13 protein-coding genes are annotated in these 22,006 nt (G+C 49.5%); 2 read left to right on the top strand and 11 right to left on the bottom strand.

Annotated elements, in window-relative coordinates; translation table 11 throughout:
* Positions 1-9: 9 nt before the first annotated feature.
* On the bottom strand, positions 10-579 hold the full coding sequence (gene ssb / locus ACJ8W9_RS07630; RefSeq protein WP_411360784.1) for a single-stranded DNA-binding protein: 570 nt from the start codon (positions 577-579) through the stop codon (positions 10-12).
* A 14-nt stretch (positions 580-593) separates the two neighbouring features.
* Positions 594-1,979, bottom strand: coding sequence for an MFS transporter (locus tag ACJ8W9_RS07635; RefSeq protein WP_411359263.1), 1,386 nt, complete (start codon positions 1,977-1,979; stop codon positions 594-596).
* A 107-nt stretch (positions 1,980-2,086) separates the two neighbouring features.
* On the opposite strand from ACJ8W9_RS07635, the gene uvrA reads away from it, so the two are divergent.
* Together uvrA and glsA are read left to right on the top strand one after the other, a co-directional pair.
* Positions 2,087-4,918: an excinuclease ABC subunit UvrA gene (gene uvrA / locus ACJ8W9_RS07640; RefSeq protein WP_411359264.1), complete on the top strand. Its 2,832-nt coding sequence runs from the start codon at positions 2,087-2,089 to the stop codon at positions 4,916-4,918.
* A gap of 9 nt (positions 4,919-4,927) precedes the next feature.
* A complete protein-coding gene (gene glsA / locus ACJ8W9_RS07645) occupies positions 4,928-5,884 on the top strand; it encodes a glutaminase A (protein WP_411359265.1) in 957 nt (318 codons plus the stop codon).
* Here the strand turns inward: glsA and ACJ8W9_RS07650 are convergent.
* The 9 genes from ACJ8W9_RS07650 to rplL form a co-directional block, all read right to left on the bottom strand.
* Positions 5,852-6,643, bottom strand: coding sequence for a substrate-binding periplasmic protein (locus tag ACJ8W9_RS07650; protein WP_411360785.1), 792 nt, complete (start codon positions 6,641-6,643; stop codon positions 5,852-5,854). The two genes, glsA and ACJ8W9_RS07650, sit on opposite strands and share 33 nt — an antisense overlap.
* Before the next feature lie 244 nt (positions 6,644-6,887).
* Positions 6,888-8,072, bottom strand: coding sequence for an elongation factor Tu (tuf, locus tag ACJ8W9_RS07655; RefSeq protein ID WP_411360786.1), 1,185 nt, complete (start codon positions 8,070-8,072; stop codon positions 6,888-6,890).
* 59 nt (positions 8,073-8,131) lie between these two features.
* Entirely contained in the window at positions 8,132-10,255 is a 2,124-nt protein-coding gene (fusA, locus tag ACJ8W9_RS07660; protein ID WP_411360531.1) for an elongation factor G, read from the bottom strand.
* A 27-nt stretch (positions 10,256-10,282) separates the two neighbouring features.
* Complete coding sequence (rpsG, locus tag ACJ8W9_RS07665) at positions 10,283-10,753, bottom strand: 30S ribosomal protein S7 (RefSeq protein WP_034734291.1); 471 nt, start codon at positions 10,751-10,753, stop codon at positions 10,283-10,285.
* Between the two features lie 76 nt (positions 10,754-10,829).
* Positions 10,830-11,204, bottom strand: a complete 375-nt coding sequence (gene rpsL / locus ACJ8W9_RS07670) for a 30S ribosomal protein S12 (RefSeq protein ID WP_034777283.1) — start codon at positions 11,202-11,204, stop codon at positions 10,830-10,832.
* A 159-nt stretch (positions 11,205-11,363) separates the two neighbouring features.
* The gene (locus ACJ8W9_RS07675; RefSeq protein ID WP_411360534.1) at positions 11,364-12,974 is read right to left on the bottom strand and encodes a serine hydrolase domain-containing protein; all 1,611 of its coding nucleotides are present in this window, start codon (positions 12,972-12,974) and stop codon (positions 11,364-11,366) included.
* A 121-nt stretch (positions 12,975-13,095) separates the two neighbouring features.
* Positions 13,096-17,331 (bottom strand): DNA-directed RNA polymerase subunit beta', encoded by a 4,236-nt coding sequence (gene rpoC / locus ACJ8W9_RS07680; RefSeq protein WP_411360535.1) that lies wholly within the window; start codon positions 17,329-17,331, stop codon positions 13,096-13,098.
* A gap of 35 nt (positions 17,332-17,366) precedes the next feature.
* Positions 17,367-21,395, bottom strand: coding sequence for a DNA-directed RNA polymerase subunit beta (gene rpoB / locus ACJ8W9_RS07685; RefSeq protein ID WP_411360537.1), 4,029 nt, complete (start codon positions 21,393-21,395; stop codon positions 17,367-17,369).
* A gap of 215 nt (positions 21,396-21,610) precedes the next feature.
* Entirely contained in the window at positions 21,611-21,985 is a 375-nt protein-coding gene (gene rplL, locus ACJ8W9_RS07690) for a 50S ribosomal protein L7/L12 (protein WP_034734300.1), read from the bottom strand.
* Positions 21,986-22,006 lie beyond the last annotated feature (21 nt).

Below are 22,006 nucleotides of genomic sequence, written 5' to 3' on the forward strand. Positions count from 1 at the left end.
GGTGTTTCCTTAGAACGGAATATCGTCGTCGAAGTCCTGGTCAGGGACGAACGGGTCATTGTTTTGTTGCTGCTGCGGTTGTTGTGCAGGCGGACGCTGCTGTTGTTGCTGGTTAAAGCCGCCAGCGCCGCTCGCTGGTTGCTGCGGACGCGCTTGCTGTTGTTGCCCGCCGCCCTGCTGATATTGACCGCCACCCGAGCTTTGTTGGTACTGACCACCACCACCTTGACCGCCACTTGGACGACCATCGAGCATTTGCAGATCGTTAATAATGATTTCGGTAGTATACCGTTCAACACCGTCTTGGCCCTGCCACTTGCGCGTTTGCAAACGACCTTCGACGTATACTTTTGAGCCCTTTTTCAAATACTCGCCGCAAATTTCTGCGAGTCGGCGGTAGGCGACACAACGGTGCCACTCAGTTTGCTCACGCGGCTCGCCGGTTTGTTTGTCTTTCCAGGTTTCGCTAGTGGCAATCGACAAGTTGGCAATCGCATTATTATTCTGCGTGTAACGGATCTCCGGATCAGCGCCTAAGTTGCCGATAAGAATTACTTTATTAATGCCACCTTTGGCCATGAGCTACTCCTTTCCTATGCTAAATACGGCTTCATCAGCGCCGTAATCTGTTGTTCATTGTAGTCAGTTTTATGCACTTTCAAATACGCTATTTGTTCTTCTGCAACGAGCCGAACCTCTTCCACACCTTGGGCTTGGGCTAACTGGTCAATCAAACTCTTGCGTTGCTCGGAGTCAAGCGTTTGCAAACGGAAGCTTACATTCTGCCATTGGGGTGGTGGCTGCATGCCAAAACTAATCATTAACCAGCATACTAGCAGGATTAAGGCGAAGCCGACAACGCCATTCAACCCCATCGTTTGCAACAAGCCTCCACCGACGGCACCACCAACGAAGGCACCGGCAAATTGGGCGGTTGCATACACACCACTGGCACTGCCTTTACTGCCGGCTGGGGCAAAGCGCGTCAAGCTCGAGGGCAACGTCGCTTCGAGAAAGTTAAACCCAGTAAAAAACAAGACAATTGCTAGGCTGTAAATCAGCCATCCGCCCTGTGCCCAAGCGATAACGGCAACTGCGGCAATCAGCAAAACAATGGCGACACGGAAAAAGTTAGGTTGCTGCCGTTTCTTTTCCGCAATAATGAGCATCGGAATCATCAGCGCAAACGAGCCTAGCAAGGTTGGCAGATAGAGCCAGGCGTGTTGCTCACTGGCTAAGCCTCCTTGCACCAGCTGCGTAGGCACCACTACAAAGAAAGCGGTGAGTAAACAATGCAAAATAAACACGCCGGCATTTAACCGCGCCAGTTGCGGATGCTTAAAAATGCGCCACAATTCACTGCGCTGCGGCAGCAAATCACCGCGCGCGGCGCGCAATTCTACTTTGGGCACCGAGAACCAAAACACCACCAGCCCGAACAACGCGCTCACAGCGGTAAACAAGAATAACCCTGACATGCCTATCACCGGCCCCAGTAATGGTCCTAGAATCAACGCTAGCGCGAATGACAGGCCAATGCACATGCCGATCATAGCCATGACTTTCGGCCGTTGTGAGTCGCGCGTGATGTCAGCTGCTAAAGCCAAAATTGCGGCCGCAATCGCACCCGTACCTTGCAACGCACGACCTACAATAACGCCAGCTAAAGTGTCCGCATACGCAGCTACTAAGCTACCCACTGCGAAAATCAGCAGACCACCGACAATAATCGGACGACGCCCGATTTTATCCGATAGCATGCCCATTGGAATCTGCAACAATGCTTGTGTCAGCCCATAGGCACCGATAGCTAGGCCGACCAGCAATGGCGTGTAATCAGGATAGTTCTTACCGTAAATAGCCATGACCGGCATGATCAAAAACAGGCCTAACATGCGTAGTCCGAAGACAGCAGCTAGAGCTCCCGAAGCGCGGCGTTCTACTTTGGTAAGACGTTGTTCGTTCGAGGGATTGGACATGTGTCACTCATCACAGCTAAGAAAATTCGCCAGTGATTGTACCAGAAGGTGGTCGCTGTGCGATAATACTCGTTTGATTTTCGCCACCGGAGTGAAAGGTTAAAACTATGGACTCAATAGAAGTACGCGGAGCCCGCACCCATAACTTGAAGAATCTGCAGCTCACTATCCCGCGCGACAAGCTCATTGTCATCACTGGCTTGTCGGGATCAGGTAAGTCTTCGCTGGCATTTGATACGCTCTATGCCGAGGGGCAGCGCCGTTATGTCGAGTCGCTATCGGCCTACGCGCGGCAATTTTTGTCGCTCATGGAAAAGCCAGACGTCGATAGTATCGAAGGTCTTTCGCCGGCTATTTCCATCGAACAGAAGTCGACTTCGCACAACCCACGCTCGACTGTCGGTACCATTACCGAAATTTATGATTACTTGCGCTTGATGTTTGCACGCGTCGGCGAGCCACGCTGCCCGACGCACGACGTCGCACTGGCGGCGCAAACTGTTTCGCAAATGGTCGATCAGGTGCTGACCCTGCCCGAAGGCGAAAAGCTGATGATTTTGGCGCCGATTATTCAGGATCGCAAGGGTGAACACACCAAGGTACTTGATAACCTGGCAGCACAAGGCTTTATTCGTGCACGCATCGATGGCGAATTGTGTGATTTAAGCGATCCACCCAAGCTGGAGTTACAAAAGAAACACACCATAGAAGTCGTGGTGGACCGCATCAAAGTTCGTGATGGCCTCGAGTTGCGTCTCGCGGAATCTTTTGAGACTGCACTTGAACTCAGTGGCGGTACTGCCATTGTGGCACCGATGGAAGCTGATTCGAAATTATCGAACTTGGTCTTCTCGGCTAACTTTGCCTGTCCACACTGCGGCTACAGCATGCAGGAATTAGAACCGCGGCTGTTCAGTTTCAACAACCCTGCCGGCGCTTGTAGTTCGTGTGATGGCTTAGGTATCGAACAATTCTTTGATCCGCAAAAAGTCATCAATAACGCTGAATTAAGTCTTACTGGCGGCGCGATTCGCGGCTGGGACAAGCGTAATTTTTATTACTACCAGATGCTGCAATCGTTGGCGAAACACTACGGCTTTGACCTTAATCAGCCATTTAACCAACTCAGCGATGACCACCAACAGGTGATTTTATTTGGTAGTGGTCGTGAGAATATCGAATTCACCTATATGAATGACCGCGGTGACCGCGTCGTGCGTCGTCACCCGTTCGAAGGCATCATCCCGAACATGCAACGCCGCTATCGCGAGACCGATTCATCAGCGGTCCGTGAAGAACTGGCGAAGTATCTTGCTGCACAGCCCTGTAAAAGTTGTGGCGGCGCGCGGTTGCGTGAAGAAGCAAGAAACGTATTCGTCAACGACACCAACCTTCCCGCGATTGTCGATCGCTCCATTGGAGATGCATTAGAGTTCTTCAGCTCGCTCGAACTCGATGGCCAACGCGCCAAAATCGCCGAGAAGATCTTGAAAGAGATTAATGACCGTTTAGGCTTCCTAGTTAACGTGGGGCTAAATTATTTAAGCTTGTCGCGTTCCGCCGAAACTTTGTCTGGCGGTGAAGCACAGCGGATCCGCTTAGCCAGTCAAATTGGCGCTGGCTTGGTCGGCGTGATGTACGTTTTAGATGAACCTTCAATTGGTCTGCATCAACGCGATAACGAACGTTTATTGAGTACCCTCACGCGCCTGCGCGACTTGGGTAACACGGTTATCGTGGTAGAACATGATGAAGATGCCATTCGCGCTGCCGACCATGTCATCGACATTGGCCCGGGTGCTGGCGTGCACGGTGGTGAAATCGTCGCGCAAGGTACCATTGACGACATCCTAAAAAGTGAGCGATCACTTACCGCTGATTATCTATCTGGTCGTAAAGAAATTGCCGTACCCGCAGAACGCCATCAACCCGACAAGCGTTGGTTGACGCTCAGCGGTGCCACCGGCAACAATTTAAAAGACGTCACCCTGAAACTGCCAATTGGCCTTATGTCATGCGTTACTGGTGTGTCTGGCTCGGGTAAGTCCACCTTGGTAAATGACACCCTGTTCCGCATTGCGCATCGCGACTTGAACAAAGCAACGACCAATGAGCCTGCGCCCTACCGTGATATCGATGGGATGCAGTATCTTGATAAAGTGGTTGATATTGACCAAAGCCCGATCGGTCGTACGCCGCGTTCGAATCCAGCGACTTACACCGGTATCTTCACGCCTATTCGTGAACTCTTCGCAGGTACCCAAGAGGCACGCTCACGTGGCTACAAACCGGGTCGTTTTAGCTTTAACGTGCGTGGTGGTCGCTGTGAAGCCTGCCAGGGCGATGGCGTGATCAAAGTCGAAATGCACTTCTTGCCGGACGTCTACGTGCCGTGCGATGTTTGTAAGGGCAAGCGCTACAATCGTGAAACGCTTGAAATCCAATACAAAGGCAAGAGCATTCACGAAGTGCTGGAAATGACCGTTGAAGACGCCAATGAATTCTTCGCCGCAGTTCCAGCCATCTCACGCAAGTTACAAACCTTAATGGATGTCGGCTTGAGCTATATTCGTTTGGGTCAATCGGCGACAACCTTGTCAGGTGGTGAAGCACAGCGGGTGAAGCTGTCGCGTGAACTCTCCAAGCGTGACACCGGTAAAACACTGTACATTTTAGATGAGCCAACCACAGGTCTGCACTTCCACGATATTCAGCAATTACTGGTGGTACTGCACCGCTTGCGTGACCATGGCAATACCGTGGTGATTATTGAGCATAACCTCGATGTCATTAAAACTGCAGATTGGATTGTCGACCTTGGCCCAGAGGGCGGTGCTGGCGGCGGTGAAATTCTCACTGAGGGTACGCCAGAACAGATCGTCAAAAGTGAGCGGTCGCACACGGCACGCTTTTTGGCACCACTGCTGAAAACAAGTTAAGCTGGTACCATGGCGCATGATGTAATCAGTGGCGGGCAATCGATACACGCCCCAGAGAACCTGAAACCGCTGTTGCAGGAAATCCTGCAACAGGCGCTTACCGTGAACGACGGTAAAGTGGCTGATTACATTCCTGCCCTTGCTGAAGTCAAAGCTGATTATTGTGCCCTTACGGTGGCCACCCTCGATGGATCGGTCACTTCGGTTGGCGACAGCCAAGTGGCTTTCTCGATTCAATCTATTTCGAAGATTTTCGGCCTAATGTTAGCGATGGAACGTATGGGTGAAAGTCTTTGGGAGCGGGTACAAATGGAGCCTTCTGGGCAACCCTTTAACTCGATCGTACAGCTTGAATGGGAAAAAGGCATTCCACGTAACCCGATGATTAATGCCGGCGCCATTTTAGTCAGCGATGTACTCGTCAGCCACTTTTCCGCGAGCAAATCGGCTTTATTGAGCATGGTTCGTAGTCTATGTCATCGCGAAAATGTCGGTGTTGACTCCCGCGTGCACGAATCAGAGCGCGAGCACGGTGCACGCAACTCCGCACTGGCCTATCTGATGAAAAGTTTTGGCAATATCGAAGCAGACGTCGAAGAAGTGCTTGATCACTACTTTTGGCAGTGCGCTCTGACCATGACGACCGAAGATCTCGCTCGAAGCTTGGCATTCTTGGCGAATCGGGGTAAATGTCCACTCAGCGGCAAGCAAATCACCTCCCATCGCGATGCCCAGCGCATCAATGCTTTGATGAGCACCAGTGGTATGTACGATCAGTCAGGCCAGTTCGCTTTTACTGTGGGATTACCGGCAAAAAGTGGAGTGGGTGGTGGCATTGTCGCTATTGTTCCAGATTATGGCGTTATCGCGGCTTGGTCGCCGCCACTGAATAGTTACGGTAACTCGGCTAGAAGCATGGCCATGATCCGTAATTTAGCGAACCGTCTCGGTCTGAGCGTCTACTAGCAGCGGTGACTCGAGGCCATACTTACGCAATAGCTGCTGTAATACGCCCTTGTTGATGAGTATCTGCAGCGCTGTCTCCCAATCTTGCAAACTAAAATCTTTATTTGGATTAACAATAACGCGTAGGTCGTATTCGTCGTACGGCTCGTCTTTAAGCAATAAGTCGTTATACCAAGATTTGTCACGCAGCTTGTTGAGGTACTCATCGTGCATCATAATCACATCGACTCGGCCATTGAGTAACATGCGTACGTTGATGTCATGACTCATTGATACGTAAACATTGTAACGTTGCTCTAATAGCGTTTGATCCGTGGTATTTTCGAGAAACGGATAGTGATAACCCGATAATCCACCAAACCGTAAGCCACTTTGCGTAAAGTACTCTTGTCCACGTCCTGGTGCACGTTTGGCTACCAAGCGCTCTTTCCCATTGACCAATACTTCGCTTGCCACCACTTCCGGAAGCTTTCTGGACCATCCCCAACGTGGCGCTTCAAATAACATAAGTTGACAACAACCCGTTTCACTCAACGCCTGAAAACGCGCCTGCGCCGGCACATCATGCAATTCAAAGCGATACTTGGATTGGTGTTGGTTTAACGCAGCAATGACATCGCCACTAAGATGTTGGTTATCATAGGCGGAAAAGTAAGGGGGAAAATGGTAAGCAGCCACTTTGATCACTGGCGTTTCTGCTTGATTAGCTTGTACGGCAAAGCTCAGAGCTAAAATGATGAGAATAAGGATAAAGCGCACGTGTCCCTCCAACGGCTGCGAGGGTTATACTTGTCCGAAACAGAGCAAAAATCAAGAGCGTGTTTCGTTATTCGTACGCTGCGCTGTTCGTCCGCTGCGCTGTTCGGAGAGCCCCGAAGAGCGAACGCAGTGAGCGCACGAATCCCGAAGCACGAAGCACGCTTTTTCATACGTCCATGAAAAAAGGGAGCCGAGGCTCCCTTTCAAATTCGACCCGTAGTAGAACTACGGGCTACGTAGCGTCTTATTCTACGATTTTAGAGACAACGCCAGCACCTACAGTACGGCCACCTTCACGGATTGCGAAGCGTAAACCTTCGTCCATCGCGATTGGGTGAATCAAGTCAACAACAAACTTCAAGTTGTCGCCTGGCATAACCATCTCTACGCCTTCTGGCAACTGGACTGCACCAGTTACGTCAGTCGTACGGAAGTAGAACTGTGGACGATAGCCTTTAAAGAATGGCGTGTGACGGCCACCTTCTTCTTTGGTCAATACGTATACTTCAGCTTCGAACTTAGTATGCGGAGTGATTGAACCTGGCTTCGCCAATACTTGACCACGTTGGGTCTCGTCACGCTTAGTACCACGCAACAATGCGCCGATGTTCTCGCCTGCACTACCTTCGTCAGGCAACTTACGGAACATCTCTACACCCGTTACGATAGTCTTCGTAGTGTCTTTGATGCCTACGATTTCTACTTCGTCACCAGTGCGCACGATACCGCGCTCTACACGACCTGTTACGACAGTACCACGACCTGAGATCGAGAATACGTCTTCGATTGGCATGATGAACGGCTTGTCGATATCACGCTCTGGCTCTGGGATGTATGAATCCAAAGCTTCTGCCAACTCAAGGATCTTCGCTTCCCACTGCTCTTCGCCTTCCAACGCTTTCAACGCTGAACCTTGAATCACTGGCAAGTCGTCACCTGGGAAGTCGTACTCAGAAAGAAGTTCACGTACTTCCATCTCGACCAATTCCAACAACTCTTCGTCGTCTACCATGTCACATTTGTTCATGAAGACAACGATGAATGGTACGCCTACCTGACGTGACAACAAGATGTGCTCACGCGTTTGTGGCATTGGGCCGTCAGTTGCAGCTACTACCAAGATAGCGCCGTCCATCTGCGCAGCACCGGTGATCATGTTTTTCACATAGTCAGCGTGTCCTGGGCAGTCAACGTGGGCGTAGTGACGTGCTGGAGTGTCATACTCAACGTGTGAAGTTGAGATGGTGATACCACGTGCTTTTTCTTCTGGTGCGTTATCGATCATTGCGAAATCTTTCGCAGAACCACCGTAGGTTTTTGCCAAAACGGTAGTGATCGCAGCAGTCAGAGTAGTTTTACCGTGGTCAACGTGGCCGATTGTACCTACGTTAACGTGCGGTTTCGAACGTTCAAATTTTTCTTTTGACATGACTTTTCCTTACTTAAGTTAAAAGTCCGGTCCTCTAATCGAACCGGACCAGACTCTACTTAATCTTTAGTTTGACGAGCAGCAATAACTTGCTCAGCAACGTTGTTTGGTGCTTCAGAGTACTTCAAGAATTCCATTGCATAAGATGCACGGCCCTGAGTCTGCGAACGCAGGTCAGTAGCGTAACCGAACATTTCTGACAATGGTACTTGAGCACGTACTTCTTTCAAGCCACCAGGACCATCTTCCATGCCTTCAATGATGCCGCGACGACGGTTCAAGTCGCCAACTACGTCACCCATGAAGTCTTCAGGAGTCACAACTTCTACTTTCATCATCGGCTCTAACAGAGCTGGCTTCGCTTGCAATGCACCTTTTTTGAAGGCCATGCTACCAGCGATTTTAAATGCCATTTCTGATGAGTCAACATCATGGTATGAACCATCGTACAAGGTCGCTTTCACGCCAAGTACTGGGTAACCAGCAAGTACACCATTCTGCATTTGCTCTTGGATACCTTTATCTACCGCAGGAATGTATTCCTTCGGTACCACACCACCAACGATTTCGTTGACGAATTGGTAGTTTGGAGCTTCGTCGTCGTTCGCGTCGAATTCCATTGGTTCAAGTTTCAGCCATACGTGACCGAACTGACCACGACCACCTGATTGACGTACAAACTTACCTTCAACTTCCACTTTCTGGCGGATAGTTTCACGGTACGCAACCTGCGGTTTACCAACGTTACATTCAACTTTGAATTCACGCTTCATACGGTCAACGATGATATCAAGGTGCAATTCACCCATACCAGAGATGATCGTTTGACCCGTTTCTTCATCAGTCTTCACACGGAACGATGGATCTTCTGCCGCCAATTTACCTAAAGCGATACCCATTTTTTCTTGGTCAGCTTTAGTTTTCGGTTCTACTGCAACCGAGATAACTGGCTCAGGGAATTCCATCCGCTCAAGCGTGATAACGTTGTTTGGATCACACAAAGTGTCACCCGTAGTCACGTCTTTCAAACCGATAGCAGCAGCGATGTCACCAGCCAAGATTTCTTTGATTTCTTGACGGTCATTCGCGTGCATCTGAACCATACGGCCGATACGCTCGCGCTTGCTCTTCACTGGGTTGTATACGGTGTCACCTTGTGACAATACGCCCGAGTAAACGCGCAAGAAGGTCAACGTACCCACGAATGGGTCGGTAGCGATTTTAAACGCCAACGCTGAGAACGGTTCTGCGTCGTCTGACTTACGCACACCTTCAGATTCGTCTTCCAAAATACCGCGAATCGCTTTTACTTCAGTTGGTGATGGCAAATACTCGATAACTGCGTCAAGTACCGCTTGTACACCTTTGTTCTTAAATGCAGAACCACACAAGCAAAGTACGATTTCGTTGTTCAGAGTGCGCTGACGCAGACCAAACTTGATCTCTTCTTCGGTTAACTCACCGCCTTCGAGATATTTGTTCATTAGCTCTTCGTTTGCTTCAGCAGCAGCTTCAATCAATTCAGCGTGCAATTCTTCAGCCTGGTCTTGAAGTTCAGCAGGGATCTCTTCATAAGTGAAGGTCATGCCTGAATCTTCTTCGTTCCAGTTGATGGCTTTCATTTTGATCAAGTCAACAACGCCTTTGAACTCGTCTTCCGCACCGATATTCAAATGAATCGGTACTGGAACTGCGTTCAAACGGCTTTTGATCTGGCCAACAACGCGCATGAAGTCTGCGCCTGCACGGTCCATCTTGTTCACGAACACCATACGAGGTACTTCGTATTTGTTCGCTTGACGCCATACAGTTTCAGTTTGCGGCTGCACACCTGAAGAACCACAAAGTACGACAACAGCGCCATCGAGAACACGCAGAGAACGTTCTACTTCGATAGTGAAGTCAACGTGTCCTGGGGTGTCGATGATGTTGATGCGGTGCTCTGGGAACTGCTGGTCCATACCTTTCCAGAAACAGGTAACCGCAGCAGAGGTAATAGTGATACCACGCTCTTGTTCCTGTTCCATCCAGTCGGTAGTTGCTGCACCGTCATGTACCTCACCTAATTTGTGAGACAGACCAGTGTAGAACAACACCCGTTCTGTGGTGGTCGTTTTACCTGCGTCTACGTGAGCACAGATACCGATATTACGGTAGCGCTCAATCGAAGTTTTACGAGCCATAAATTCCTCTTTGGGTTAACTGTGAATTTACCAGCGATAATGGGCGAACGCTTTGTTCGCTTCGGCCATACGGTGCACGTCTTCACGCTTCTTCACAGCAGAGCCTTTATTTTCTGATGCGTCTAGCATTTCACCTGCTAGGCGCTGAGCCATGGATTTTTCACCCCGAGTACGCGCGGCATCAACTAACCAACGCATAGCCAGTGCATTACGACGCACCGGACGAACTTCTACTGGTACTTGATAAGTTGAACCACCAACGCGGCGCGACTTAACCTCAACCGTAGGACGAACGTTGTCCAATGCTTCTTCAAATACTTCTAGGTGCTCTTTCTTGGTCTTTTCAGCCATGATGTCTAATGCACCGTAAATAATACTTTCTGCGACAGATTTTTTGCCGTCTACCATGACGACATTGATAAATTTAGCCAACAACTCTGATCCGAACTTAGGATCCGGCAGGATTTTACGTTGACCAATGACGCGTCTTCTAGGCATCTTAAATTCTCCGATTAATTCAGGGTATTACCCAAAACTTATAATTACAGTGTTTGGCCTTACTAACGGAGAACCGTTAAGACTTCGGCCGCTTCGCGCCGTACTTCGAACGGGCTTGTCTCCGATCGTTTACGCCGGCACAGTCAAGCGCGCCGCGCACTGTGTGATAACGAACACCTGGCAAGTCTTTTACACGACCGCCGCGAATCAATACGACTGAGTGTTCTTGCAGGTTGTGACCTTCACCACCGATGTACGAAGATACTTCGTAACCGTTCGTCAAACGCACACGGCATACTTTACGTAGCGCTGAGTTTGGCTTTTTCGGGGTGGTAGTATAAACACGGGTACATACACCGCGTTTCTGTGGGCAAGCCTCAAGTGCCGGAACGTTGCTTTTAACAACCGGCTTTTGACGACCTTTGCGCACCAGCTGGTTAACTGTTGCCATTCATAACTCCTGATTTTGTTGATGTCGCTCAACAGAGTGAAATAATCCAAGTTCCACCGCGCCACGAGCTAAGCGCCCGAGATACGGGGAGGCAGAATTCTAATGGTCAATAAATGGACTGTCAAGGAAAAGCGATGATTGGCGACCCAAGGGCCGCCGTTATTTTGCTTGGTTTGATTGGGTCAACAAAGCTTTTGCTTCGGCATTCACATCGGTTGCTTGGTTATTCAGTACGACAACCGCACGTGAGCCATCTAAATAAAAACCGACATAACTCGAAAATCCTGCGGTTTGGCCGTTGTGCCACGCAAACGTCTTACCCTCTGCATCGGTTTCTAACAACCATCCTAACGCTTGCTCACAGCATTGTCCAAGCTCGGCACGCGGTGTCAGCAATAGGCTGGCGAGCTGTGGCTGCTGCTCCAACTGTTGTCGCAAAGCCTGCACATAGCGCACCATATCTGGCAAAGTCGACACAATGGCACCTGCTCCAGCGAGTGCTTGAAAGTGCCATGGCGAAACGCGACTCCCCATACTGTCATGCGGCACCGCTAATTGCGTAGCTGTTGGTGTGCTGCCAGGAGTGGCAAGATAAGTGTCCGCCATCGCCATCGGCTGAAATACTTTGGCGGCGAGTAAATCGCTCAAACTACTCTCATATGCAAGCGCTAATGCTTCACCTAAAGCCCCCACTCCGTAATTTGAGTACTGATGTTGCTGTGCGCCCAGCTCTTGCTGTTGTAACGCCGCGCGCAGTCGCTGCAGATCATAATGCGCATAAGGATCTTGGCCGTTAGCACCAGTAAACAAATCATCCGGTAGCCGTGGCAAGCCACTCGTATGCGTTGCTAGGCTCTCTAAAGTAATGGCCTTTGGCGCTTCTGCGATGATCGAATGCAACGGCGTGTTGAGGCTCAATTTGTCTTCTAGCTCAGCCTGCGCAAGCAAATAGCTGACAAAAGTTTTGCTCACCGAGCCAATTTCATACTGGGTAGTATCACCGTGCTCAGCATAATAATGCTGCTCAACTGCTGTGGGAGTTATCAACGCGTATGCCCCACCATGCTCTCCGAGCTTCGGTAATTCGACGGTTGGGGCCGGTGTATCTTCACCGCGTTTGGTCAAGGTGAGTCCCAGCGGCCGTCCTTGCAACCAGAGTCCGGTATAGCTGGCTTGCTCTGCCTCAGCAACGCGCTCGCCCTGATAGTTGGCTTGTAGTAACGGTGATGCGAAGCTCAGTTGCTGTTCGTTAATGATTAAGTCACTCAACGCCAGTCCGAAAGTTTGTTGTGTCGGACTGTCCAGCGTGCCGACATAACCCTCACTCACCACTGCTATGTTGACCTGCAATGGTAAGTCGTTGCTGTTAATTTTAAGTGCACCGTCGTACTGCCCCTCGAACGCGAGTCGCTCGATGTCTTCAGTGGTCAGCTTCTTCAGCGTTAATGGAAAGCTTTGCCCTTGGGTAAAGGTGCCGACAACTTGGTCTCCTTGGCGCTCACCTGTAAAGCTGATGTTCAGATCAGCGGCAGTGAAGGTCATCGTGTTGCCATCGACCGCATAAGTGGAGAGTGGATGATCTAGCATTCCTTGATTAGGGCTGGCGAGCGTCGCGGTATTGTCTGCTACGTTTAACCCAATCACCAAACTGAAATTCGGCTGAAACTCGAGCTCGCCACGCCACAGTCCTGCGAAATCATTCGCCGTACTTTGCGAACTGCAGCATGCAGCTACGGTCACCACAATTGCTGCCAGTAATTTATTCAACATAGAAAACCTCATGCATTCGACATTGTCAGCAGCTTAGTCAAATAAAAAAGGCCAGTCGAGTTACCGACTGGCCTTTTATGTTACAAAGTACGTTACAAAGTGCGTTACACAACGCTAACGCTTATTCGGCGTTGTCGTTGCCATCGTTGTCTTCGTTGCCAAAGTTCAACGCGTCGGCAAGTTGCTGCTCGGCTTGCTCAGCAGTCAGTTTCGGTGCTTCGCCTTGAGCCATAGCTTCCATACGCTTGCGCGCACGTTCGCGGTGGTAAGCAAAACCTGTACCTGCTGGAATCAAGCGACCTACAATTACGTTCTCTTTCAAGCCACGTAATGGATCTTGCTTGCCTTGTACCGCTGCTTCGGTCAATACGCGCGTAGTTTCTTGGAACGACGCGGCAGAAATAAACGACTCTGTCGACAGTGACGCTTTGGTAATACCCAACAATTGACGCTCATAGGTCGCTGGGATCTTACCGTTAGCTTCTGCTTCCGCATTGGCTTTCAGTACGTCGGTCAACTCCATCATTTCACCTTCAAGCAACTCAGTTTCACCTGGGTTAAGGATGATGGCTTTACGCAACATCTGACGCACGATGGTCTCGATGTGCTTATCGTTAATTTTTACACCTTGCAAGCGGTAAACTTCTTGCACTTCGTTGACGATATAGTTTGCCAGTGCACTTACACCACGCAAACGCAGAATATCGTGCGGCGCTTCAGGACCGTCGGCGATAACTTCACCTTTGGTCACTTGCTCACCTTCGAAGATGTTCAACTGACGATGCTTCGGAATCATCTCTTCGTACTGGTCACCTTCGCTAGGCATGATGATCAGACGACGCTTGCCTTTGGTTTCTTTACCGAAGGTAACCGTACCGGTAACTTCTGCCAAAATTGCAGGCTCTTTTGGACGACGCGCTTCGAACAAATCCGCAACCCGTGGTAGACCACCGGTGATGTCGCGAGTTTTCGAACCTTCTTGCGGGATACGTGCAAGGGTATCACCCACTTTCACTTCCGCACCGTCTTCCAAGTTGATGATTGCGTTACCTGGCAAGAAGTACTGCGCTGGCATATCGGTGCCGGCGATGTTGACGTCTTTACCTTTGGCATCGACCAATTTCACCATTGGGCGCATGTCTTTACCGGCACTGGTACGTTGACCAGTTTCCAGTACCACGACGCTCGACAAGCCGGTCAGTTCGTCGGTTTGACGGGTCATAGTGACGCCATCAATCAAGTCTACGAACTTGATGCGACCTGCTACTTCAGTAACGATTGGGTGCGTGTGCGGGTCCCAGTTCGCAACGATTTCGCCAGCATCGACGGCATCGCCTTCACCTTTCTTCATCACAGCACCGTAAGGTACCTTATAGCGCTCGCGCTCACGACCGAATTCGTCGATCAAGGTTAACTCAGTTGAACGCGAAGTGATGACCAAGTGACTGTCGCTGTTCTCTACGTATTTCGCAGCGTGCAGCTTCAAAGTACCTTTGTTCTTCACCTGAACGTTGTTCGCCGCTGAGTCTCGCGATGCCGCACCACCAATGTGGAAGGTACGCATGGTCAACTGGGTACCAGGTTCACCGATAGACTGCGCAGCGATAACACCGACTGCCTCACCTTGGTTCACCATGTGACCACGGGCCAAGTCACGACCATAACAGTGTGAACAGACGCCAAATTCAGTATCACAGGTAATCACCGAGCGAACTTTTACTTCATCGATAGAGTGTTGTTCCAACAGGTCACACATCTTCTCGTCAAGCAAAGTGTTGCGTTCGATCAAAACGTCATTGCTACCTGGTACTAAGACGTCGTCACAAACCACACGACCCAATACGCGCTCACGCAATGGTTCTACAACGTCACCGCCTTCAATCAACGGTTTGATGTAGAGGCCGTCTAAGGTGCCGCAATCTTCTTGTACGATAACAACGTCCTGCGCAACGTCGACCAAACGACGGGTTAAGTAACCCGAGTTCGCGGTCTTCAATGCGGTATCCGCCAAACCTTTACGTGCACCGTGGGTCGAGATGAAGTACTGAAGTACGTTCAAACCTTCACGGAAGTTTGCAGTAATCGGCGTTTCGATGATTGAGCCATCTGGCTTCGCCATCAAACCACGCATACCAGCCAACTGACGAATCTGTGCGGGGCTACCACGAGCACCAGAGTCTGCCATCATGTAAACGGAGTTGAATGAGCCTTGCTCTTCTTCTTTGCCTTCACGGTTGATGACGATCTCTTTCGACAAGTTTTCCATCATCGCTTTCGAGACTTTCTCGTTCGCGGTTGACCAGATGTCGATGACTTTGTTGTATTTCTCACCAGCAGTTACCAAGCCTTGCTCGAACTGCTCTTGAATTTCCGCTACTTCTTCTTCAGCGGCTTCAATGATGTCTTTCTTCGCATCAGGGATGACCATGTCATCAATACCTACCGATGCACCCGCGATCATCGCGTAATGGAAACCGGTATACATAATGCGGTCAGCAAAGATAACGGTTGGCTTCAAGCCCAAGTCACGGTAAGCAGTGTTCAACAAACGACCGATCTGTTTTTTGCCCATGTTTTGGTTGATCATCTCAAAAGGCAAGCCTTCTGGCAGGATCAACGACAGAATGGCACGACCTACAGTCGTGTCATAAATCTCAACAGATTCAGAACGCTCGCCCTCTTCACTGATCAAGGTTTGCTTGATCCGCACTTTAACGCGCGCATGCAAGTTAGCATGACCTGAACGGTAAGCTTTTTCGGCTTCTTTGGCATTCTTGAAGATCATGCCCTCGCCTTTATCGTTTACCTTCTCGCGAGTCATATAGTAGAGACCCAAGACAACGTCTTGTGAAGGTACGATAATCGGGTCACCACTCGCTGGTGACAACACGTTGTTGGTTGACATCATCAACGCACGTGCTTCGAGTTGAGCTTCCAGAGTCAATGGCAAGTGAACCGCCATTTGGTCACCGTCAAAGTCGGCGTTATAGGCCGCACACACGAGTGGGTGCAACTGAATCGCTTTACCTTCGATCAGTACTGGTTCAAATGCTTGAATACCCAAACGGTGCAAGGTTGGTGCACGGTTAAGGAGTACTGGGTGCTCTTTGATGACTTCGTCAAGTACGTCCCATACTTCTGGGATTTCGCGCTCAACCATCTTCTTAGCTGCTTTAATGGTAGTGGCTAAACCACGACCTTCGAGCTTGCCATAAATGAACGGCTTGAATAGCTCAAGCGCCATTTTCTTCGGCAAACCACACTGGTGCAAACGCAGCTTAGGACCTACGGTAATCACCGAACGACCTGAGTAGTCAACACGCTTACCAAGCAAGTTCTGACGGAAACGACCCTGTTTACCTTTGATCATATCGGCCAAAGATTTCAGTGGACGCTTGTTGGTGCCAGTGATGGCACGGCCGCGACGACCGTTATCTAATAACGCATCGACCGCTTCTTGCAGCATCCGCTTTTCGTTGCGCACGATGATATCTGGTGCAGCAAGGTCAAGCAGGCGCTTCAGACGGTTGTTACGGTTGATAACGCGACGATACAAATCGTTCAAATCTGAAGTTGCGAAACGACCACCATCAAGCGGTACCAACGGACGCAAGTCAGGTGGCAACACTGGTAGCACTTTCAAGATCATCCACTCAGGCTTGTTACCTGACATTTGGAATGATTCAAGTAACTTCAAACGCTTACTGATTTTCTTACGCTTGGTTTCAGAGTTGGTTTCTGGCAGCTCTTCACGCATTGTTTTGATGTCGCCATCAATATCAATGTGCTGTAGCAAGCTCAGGATACCCTCTGCACCCATGCGCGCTTCGAACTCATCGCCGTGCTCTTCAAGTGCGTCTAAATACTCGTCTTCAGTCAAAATTTGACCGCGCTCGAGTGTCGTCATACCTGCTTCAGTCACAACATAAGATTCGAAGTACAAGACTCGCTCGATATCACGCAAGGTCATATCAAGCATCAAGCCGATACGGCTTGGCAATGACTTCAAAAACCAGATGTGCGCGACCGGGCTCGCCAACTCGATGTGACCCATGCGCTCACGACGTACCTTGGTCAGAGTGACTTCAACGCCACACTTCTCACAAATTACGCCACGGTGCTTCAAGCGCTTGTATTTACCACACAAGCACTCGTAATCTTTGACCGGACCAAAGATACGCGCACAGAACAGACCGTCACGTTCAGGTTTGAACGTGCGGTAGTTGATAGTTTCTGGTTTTTTTACTTCACCGAAAGACCAGCTGCGGATCATGTCCGGCGAAGCAAGTCCGATGCGAATCGCATCGAACTCTTCAGTCTGGTTTAACGGCTTCAAAAACTTTAATAAGTCTTTCACGATTTATCTCCTGGCAATTAGCGTCCGGTCTGGTCTCAGTCTTGGTCCAACTCAATGTTGATACCGAGTGAGCGGATCTCTTTCAACAATACGTTGAAGGATTCCGGCATACCTGCTTCCATCCGCAAGTCGTTGTCGACAATGTTTTTGTACATCTTCGTACGACCATTTACGTCGTCCGACTTAACCGTCAACATTTCTTGCAGCGTATAGGCCGCACCGTATGCTTCCAGTGCCCACACTTCCATCTCACCGAAGCGCTGGCCACCGAACTGTGCTTTACCACCCAACGGCTGCTGGGTAACCAAGCTGTACGAACCGGTAGAACGGGCGTGCATCTTATCGTCAACCAAGTGGTTGAGTTTCAGCATGTACATGTAACCGACAGTTACATCACGCTCGAAGCGTTCACCAGTACGTCCGTCAAACAGAGTGATCTGGCCTGACTCAGGCAAGTCACCTAGTCTCAGGAGTTCTTTAATCTCACTTTCTACAGCACCATCAAACACTGGTGTTGCAGTAGGTAGACCTTTCTTCAGGTTCTCTGCTAAACGCAATACTTCATCGTCGCTGAAGTCTTTGATATCGACGTTTTGACGCGTCTCACCAAGGTCATAAACCTTTTGTAAGAATTCACGCATTTCAGCAACTTTCGCCTGCATCTTCATCATCTTCTCGATCTTATTACCGATACCACGTGCCGCTAGGCCGAGGTGGGTTTCTAAGATCTGACCGATGTTCATCCGTGATGGTACGCCCAACGGGTTGAGTACGATATCCACTGGGTTACCTTCGTTATCGTGTGGCATATCTTCCACAGGTACGATAGTTGAGATAACACCTTTGTTACCGTGACGACCCGCTAGCTTATCACCAGGCTGGATGCGACGGCGTACCGCAAGATAAACCTTAACGATTTTCAACACGCCTGGTGCCAAATCATCGCCTTGGGTAATCTTGCGACGCTTGTTTTCAAACTTCGCGTCGAAATCGCTGCGCAAGTCTTCGTACTGCTGCGCGATTTGCTCTAGCTGCTGCTGTGCATCTTCATTTTTCAGATTCTGCGACAACCACTTGCTTTGTTCGAGGCCGGCGAGCTTAGACTCGTCAAAACCATTCGCCAACAACAAGTTACGCGCACGTTCGTAGATACCACGCTCAAGGATCTTGAATTCGTCAGTCAGGTCTTTCTTAACCTGTTCTAACTGCATAGTTTCGATGTCGATAGCACGCTTATCTTTTTCGACGCCATCGCGGGTGAAAACTTGTACGTCAATGACAGTACCTGTTACGCCATTTGGAACGCGTAATGAGCTGTCTTTAACGTCAGAAGCTTTTTCACCGAAAATGGCACGCAATAGCTTTTCTTCCGGCGTCAGCTGGGTTTCGCCCTTCGGCGTTACCTTACCTACCAGAATGTCACCGCCGTTCACTTCAGCACCGACATAAACAACACCTGACTCGTCAAGCTTGTTCAGCGCTGATTCACCCACATTTGGAATATCTGAAGTAATTTCTTCAGCACCCAGTTTGGTGTCACGGGCAACACAGCTCAACTCTTGAATGTGGATGGTGGTCAAACGATCTTCTTGTACCACGCGCTCCGATATCAAGATGGAGTCTTCGAAGTTGTAACCATTCCACGGCATGAAGGCGACGCGTAAGTTTTGTCCCAGCGCCAATTCACCCATATCCGTAGAAGGACCGTCTGCCAGTACATCGCCACGCATCACCGGTTCGCCAACGTTTACGTTCGGCTTCTGGTTGATACAGGTGTTCTGGTTAGAACGGGTATATTTGATCAAGTTGTAAATGTCGATACCAGCTTCGCCAGGTACCATTTCTTCTTCATTTACCTTGACCACGATACGGCTTGCGTCAACTTTATCGACCACACCACCACGCTTGGCGACAACAGTTACACCTGAGTCAACTGCGAGAGTGCGCTCAATACCGGTACCGACTAACGGCTTGTCAGCACGTAGAGTTGGGACCGCTTGACGTTGCATGTTTGAACCCATCAAGGCACGGTTGGCGTCATCGTGCTCAAGGAACGGAATCAAACTTGCGGCAATCGATACGATCTGCTGCGGAGAAACGTCCATGTACTGCACGTTCTCTTTCGACATCAGGGTGAATTCGTTTTTGTGACGACATGGCACTAAGTCATCAACCAGTTCACCTTTGTCATTCAGCAATACGTTCGCCTGAGCGATAACGTACTGACCTTCTTCGATAGCTGACAAGTAATCAACTTCGTCGGTCACCACGCCATTCTCGAAACGGCGATACGGAGTCTCAAGGAAACCATATTCGTTGGTACGCGCAAAGGTCGACAACGAGTTGATCAAACCGATGTTTGGACCTTCAGGAGTTTCGATTGGACACACACGACCATAGTGCGTTGGGTGTACGTCACGAACTTCGAAGCCGGCGCGTTCACGGGTCAAACCACCCGGACCTAAGGCAGAAATACGACGTTTGTGCGTAACTTCTGACAACGGGTTGTTTTGGTCCATAAACTGCGACAATTGGCTCGAGCCAAAGAACTCTTTGACCGCTGCACTGATAGGTTTCGCGTTGATCAGATCTTGTGGCATGATCGCATCAAGATCGCCCAAACTCAGACGCTCTTTAACGGCACGTTCAACACGCACGAGACCTACGCGGAATTGGTTCTCAGCCATTTCACCAACAGAACGGATACGACGGTTACCGAGGTGATCGATATCGTCCACTTCGTCAAGGCCGTTACGGATCTCGATCAGCTTACGCATGACTTGGATAATGTCGTCGTTGGTCAAAGTGCCTGGACCAGTCAGATCATCACGACCTAAACGGCGGTTGAACTTCATCCGACCTACCGCTGACAAATCGTAGCGGTCTTCACTGAAGAACAAGTTATCGAACAAGGTCTCTGCAGCTTCTTTCGTCGGTGGTTCACCAGGACGCATCATACGATAGATTTCGACCAATGCTTCCAAACGGTTGCTGGTCGGATCGATGCGCAGGGTTTCACTCATGTACGGACCATGATCAAGGTCGTTCACGAACAAGGTTTCGAATTTCTTAAAGCCTGCTTCACGCAACTCAGCTAATAGCTCAAGCGTTAGTTCAGCATTGGCTTCGGCTACAACTTCGCCAGTCTTCTTATTGACGTAGTCCTTAGCCAAGATTTTACCAACCAAGTACTCAACCGGTACTTCCATTTCTGGTTGGTTCAAGCCTTCGATTTGCTTGATATGACGCGCGGTAATACGGCGGCCTTTTTCAACGATGATTTCACCATCGTCGTTTTTGATATCAAACTTGGCAGTTTCACCACGCAGACGCTCTGGTACCAACTGCATAAAGATCTTCTTACCACGGAACTGGAAGTAAGTGGTATCGAAGAACATTTCAAGAATTTCTTCTGTGGTGTATTCCAAGGCACGCAAAATGATCGACGCCGGTAATTTACGACGACGGTCAATACGTACGAATACGTTATCTTTCGGGTCAAACTCAAAGTCTAACCAAGAACCACGGTACGGGATCACCCGCGCGTTGTATAAAACTTTGCCTGACGAATGGGTTTTACCCTTGTCATGGTCAAAGAATACGCCTGGTGAACGGTGCAACTGAGAAACAATAACGCGCTCAGTACCATTGATAACAAAGGTACCGTTTTCAGTCATCAATGGGATTTCGCCCATGTAGACTTCTTGTTCGCGAATATTCTTAATGGTGCCTGCCGCTGCTTCTTTATCATAGATAACTAAGCGCAGTTTCACTCGCAATGGAGCTGAATAAGTGATGCCTCGAATTTGACATTCTTGTACGTCAAAAACCGGTTCACCAAGGTGATAGCTCACGTACTGCAATTCCGAATTACCTGAATAAGCGGCAATCGGAAATACTGAGCGAAAAGCTGCTTCCAGACCATTATTACCTTCTGGATCCAGCTCAATAAATTTTTTGAATGAATCTAATTGGATTGACAACAGGTAAGGCACTTCGAGTACAGAAGGTCGCTTACCAAAATCCTTGCGAATACGTTTTTTCTCAGAGTAGGAGTACGCCATGGGGTTCCTCAGCTAGCTGATTGATGACCCTAACCATCGGGGAGTCAATGGTTAAAAACAAGCCTGTTAAAACTTGTCGTTCCCGTTTTTGTCACCGCGAGCATGCACCCCATAAACGGGCAAAAATGATACATGCTTAACAGCGCAAAAAGCCTGGTGACTCAAAAAGTCACCAGGCCTAGGCCTATGCGGCCAGTTTTTGTGTCAGTCGTTGATTATTTAACTTCAACTTCTGCACCAGCTTCTTCAAGCTGCTTTTTCAGTTCTTCAGCGTCGTCTTTGCTGATGCCTTCTTTAACGGCAACAGGTGCAGACTCAACCATAGCTTTCGCTTCTTTCAGGCCAAGACCAGTTGCTGCGCGAACTGCTTTGATCGCGCCAACTTTGTTTGCGCCAGCTGATTTCAAGATTACGTCGAATTCAGTTTTCTCTTCTGCAGCTTCAGCAGCGGCAGCTGGACCAGCAGCTACTGCAACAGCAGCAGATGCGTCAACACCGAATTTTTCTTCTGCAGCTTCAATCAGCTCAACCAGTTCCATAACTGGCATTTCAGCGATTGCATTCAAGATATCTTCTTTAGTAAGAGCCATAACTCTAAACTCCTGGGTTAA

The organism is Pseudidiomarina salilacus, from assembly GCF_047323925.1.
Lineage (GTDB): Bacteria > Pseudomonadota > Gammaproteobacteria > Enterobacterales > Alteromonadaceae > Pseudidiomarina > Pseudidiomarina salilacus.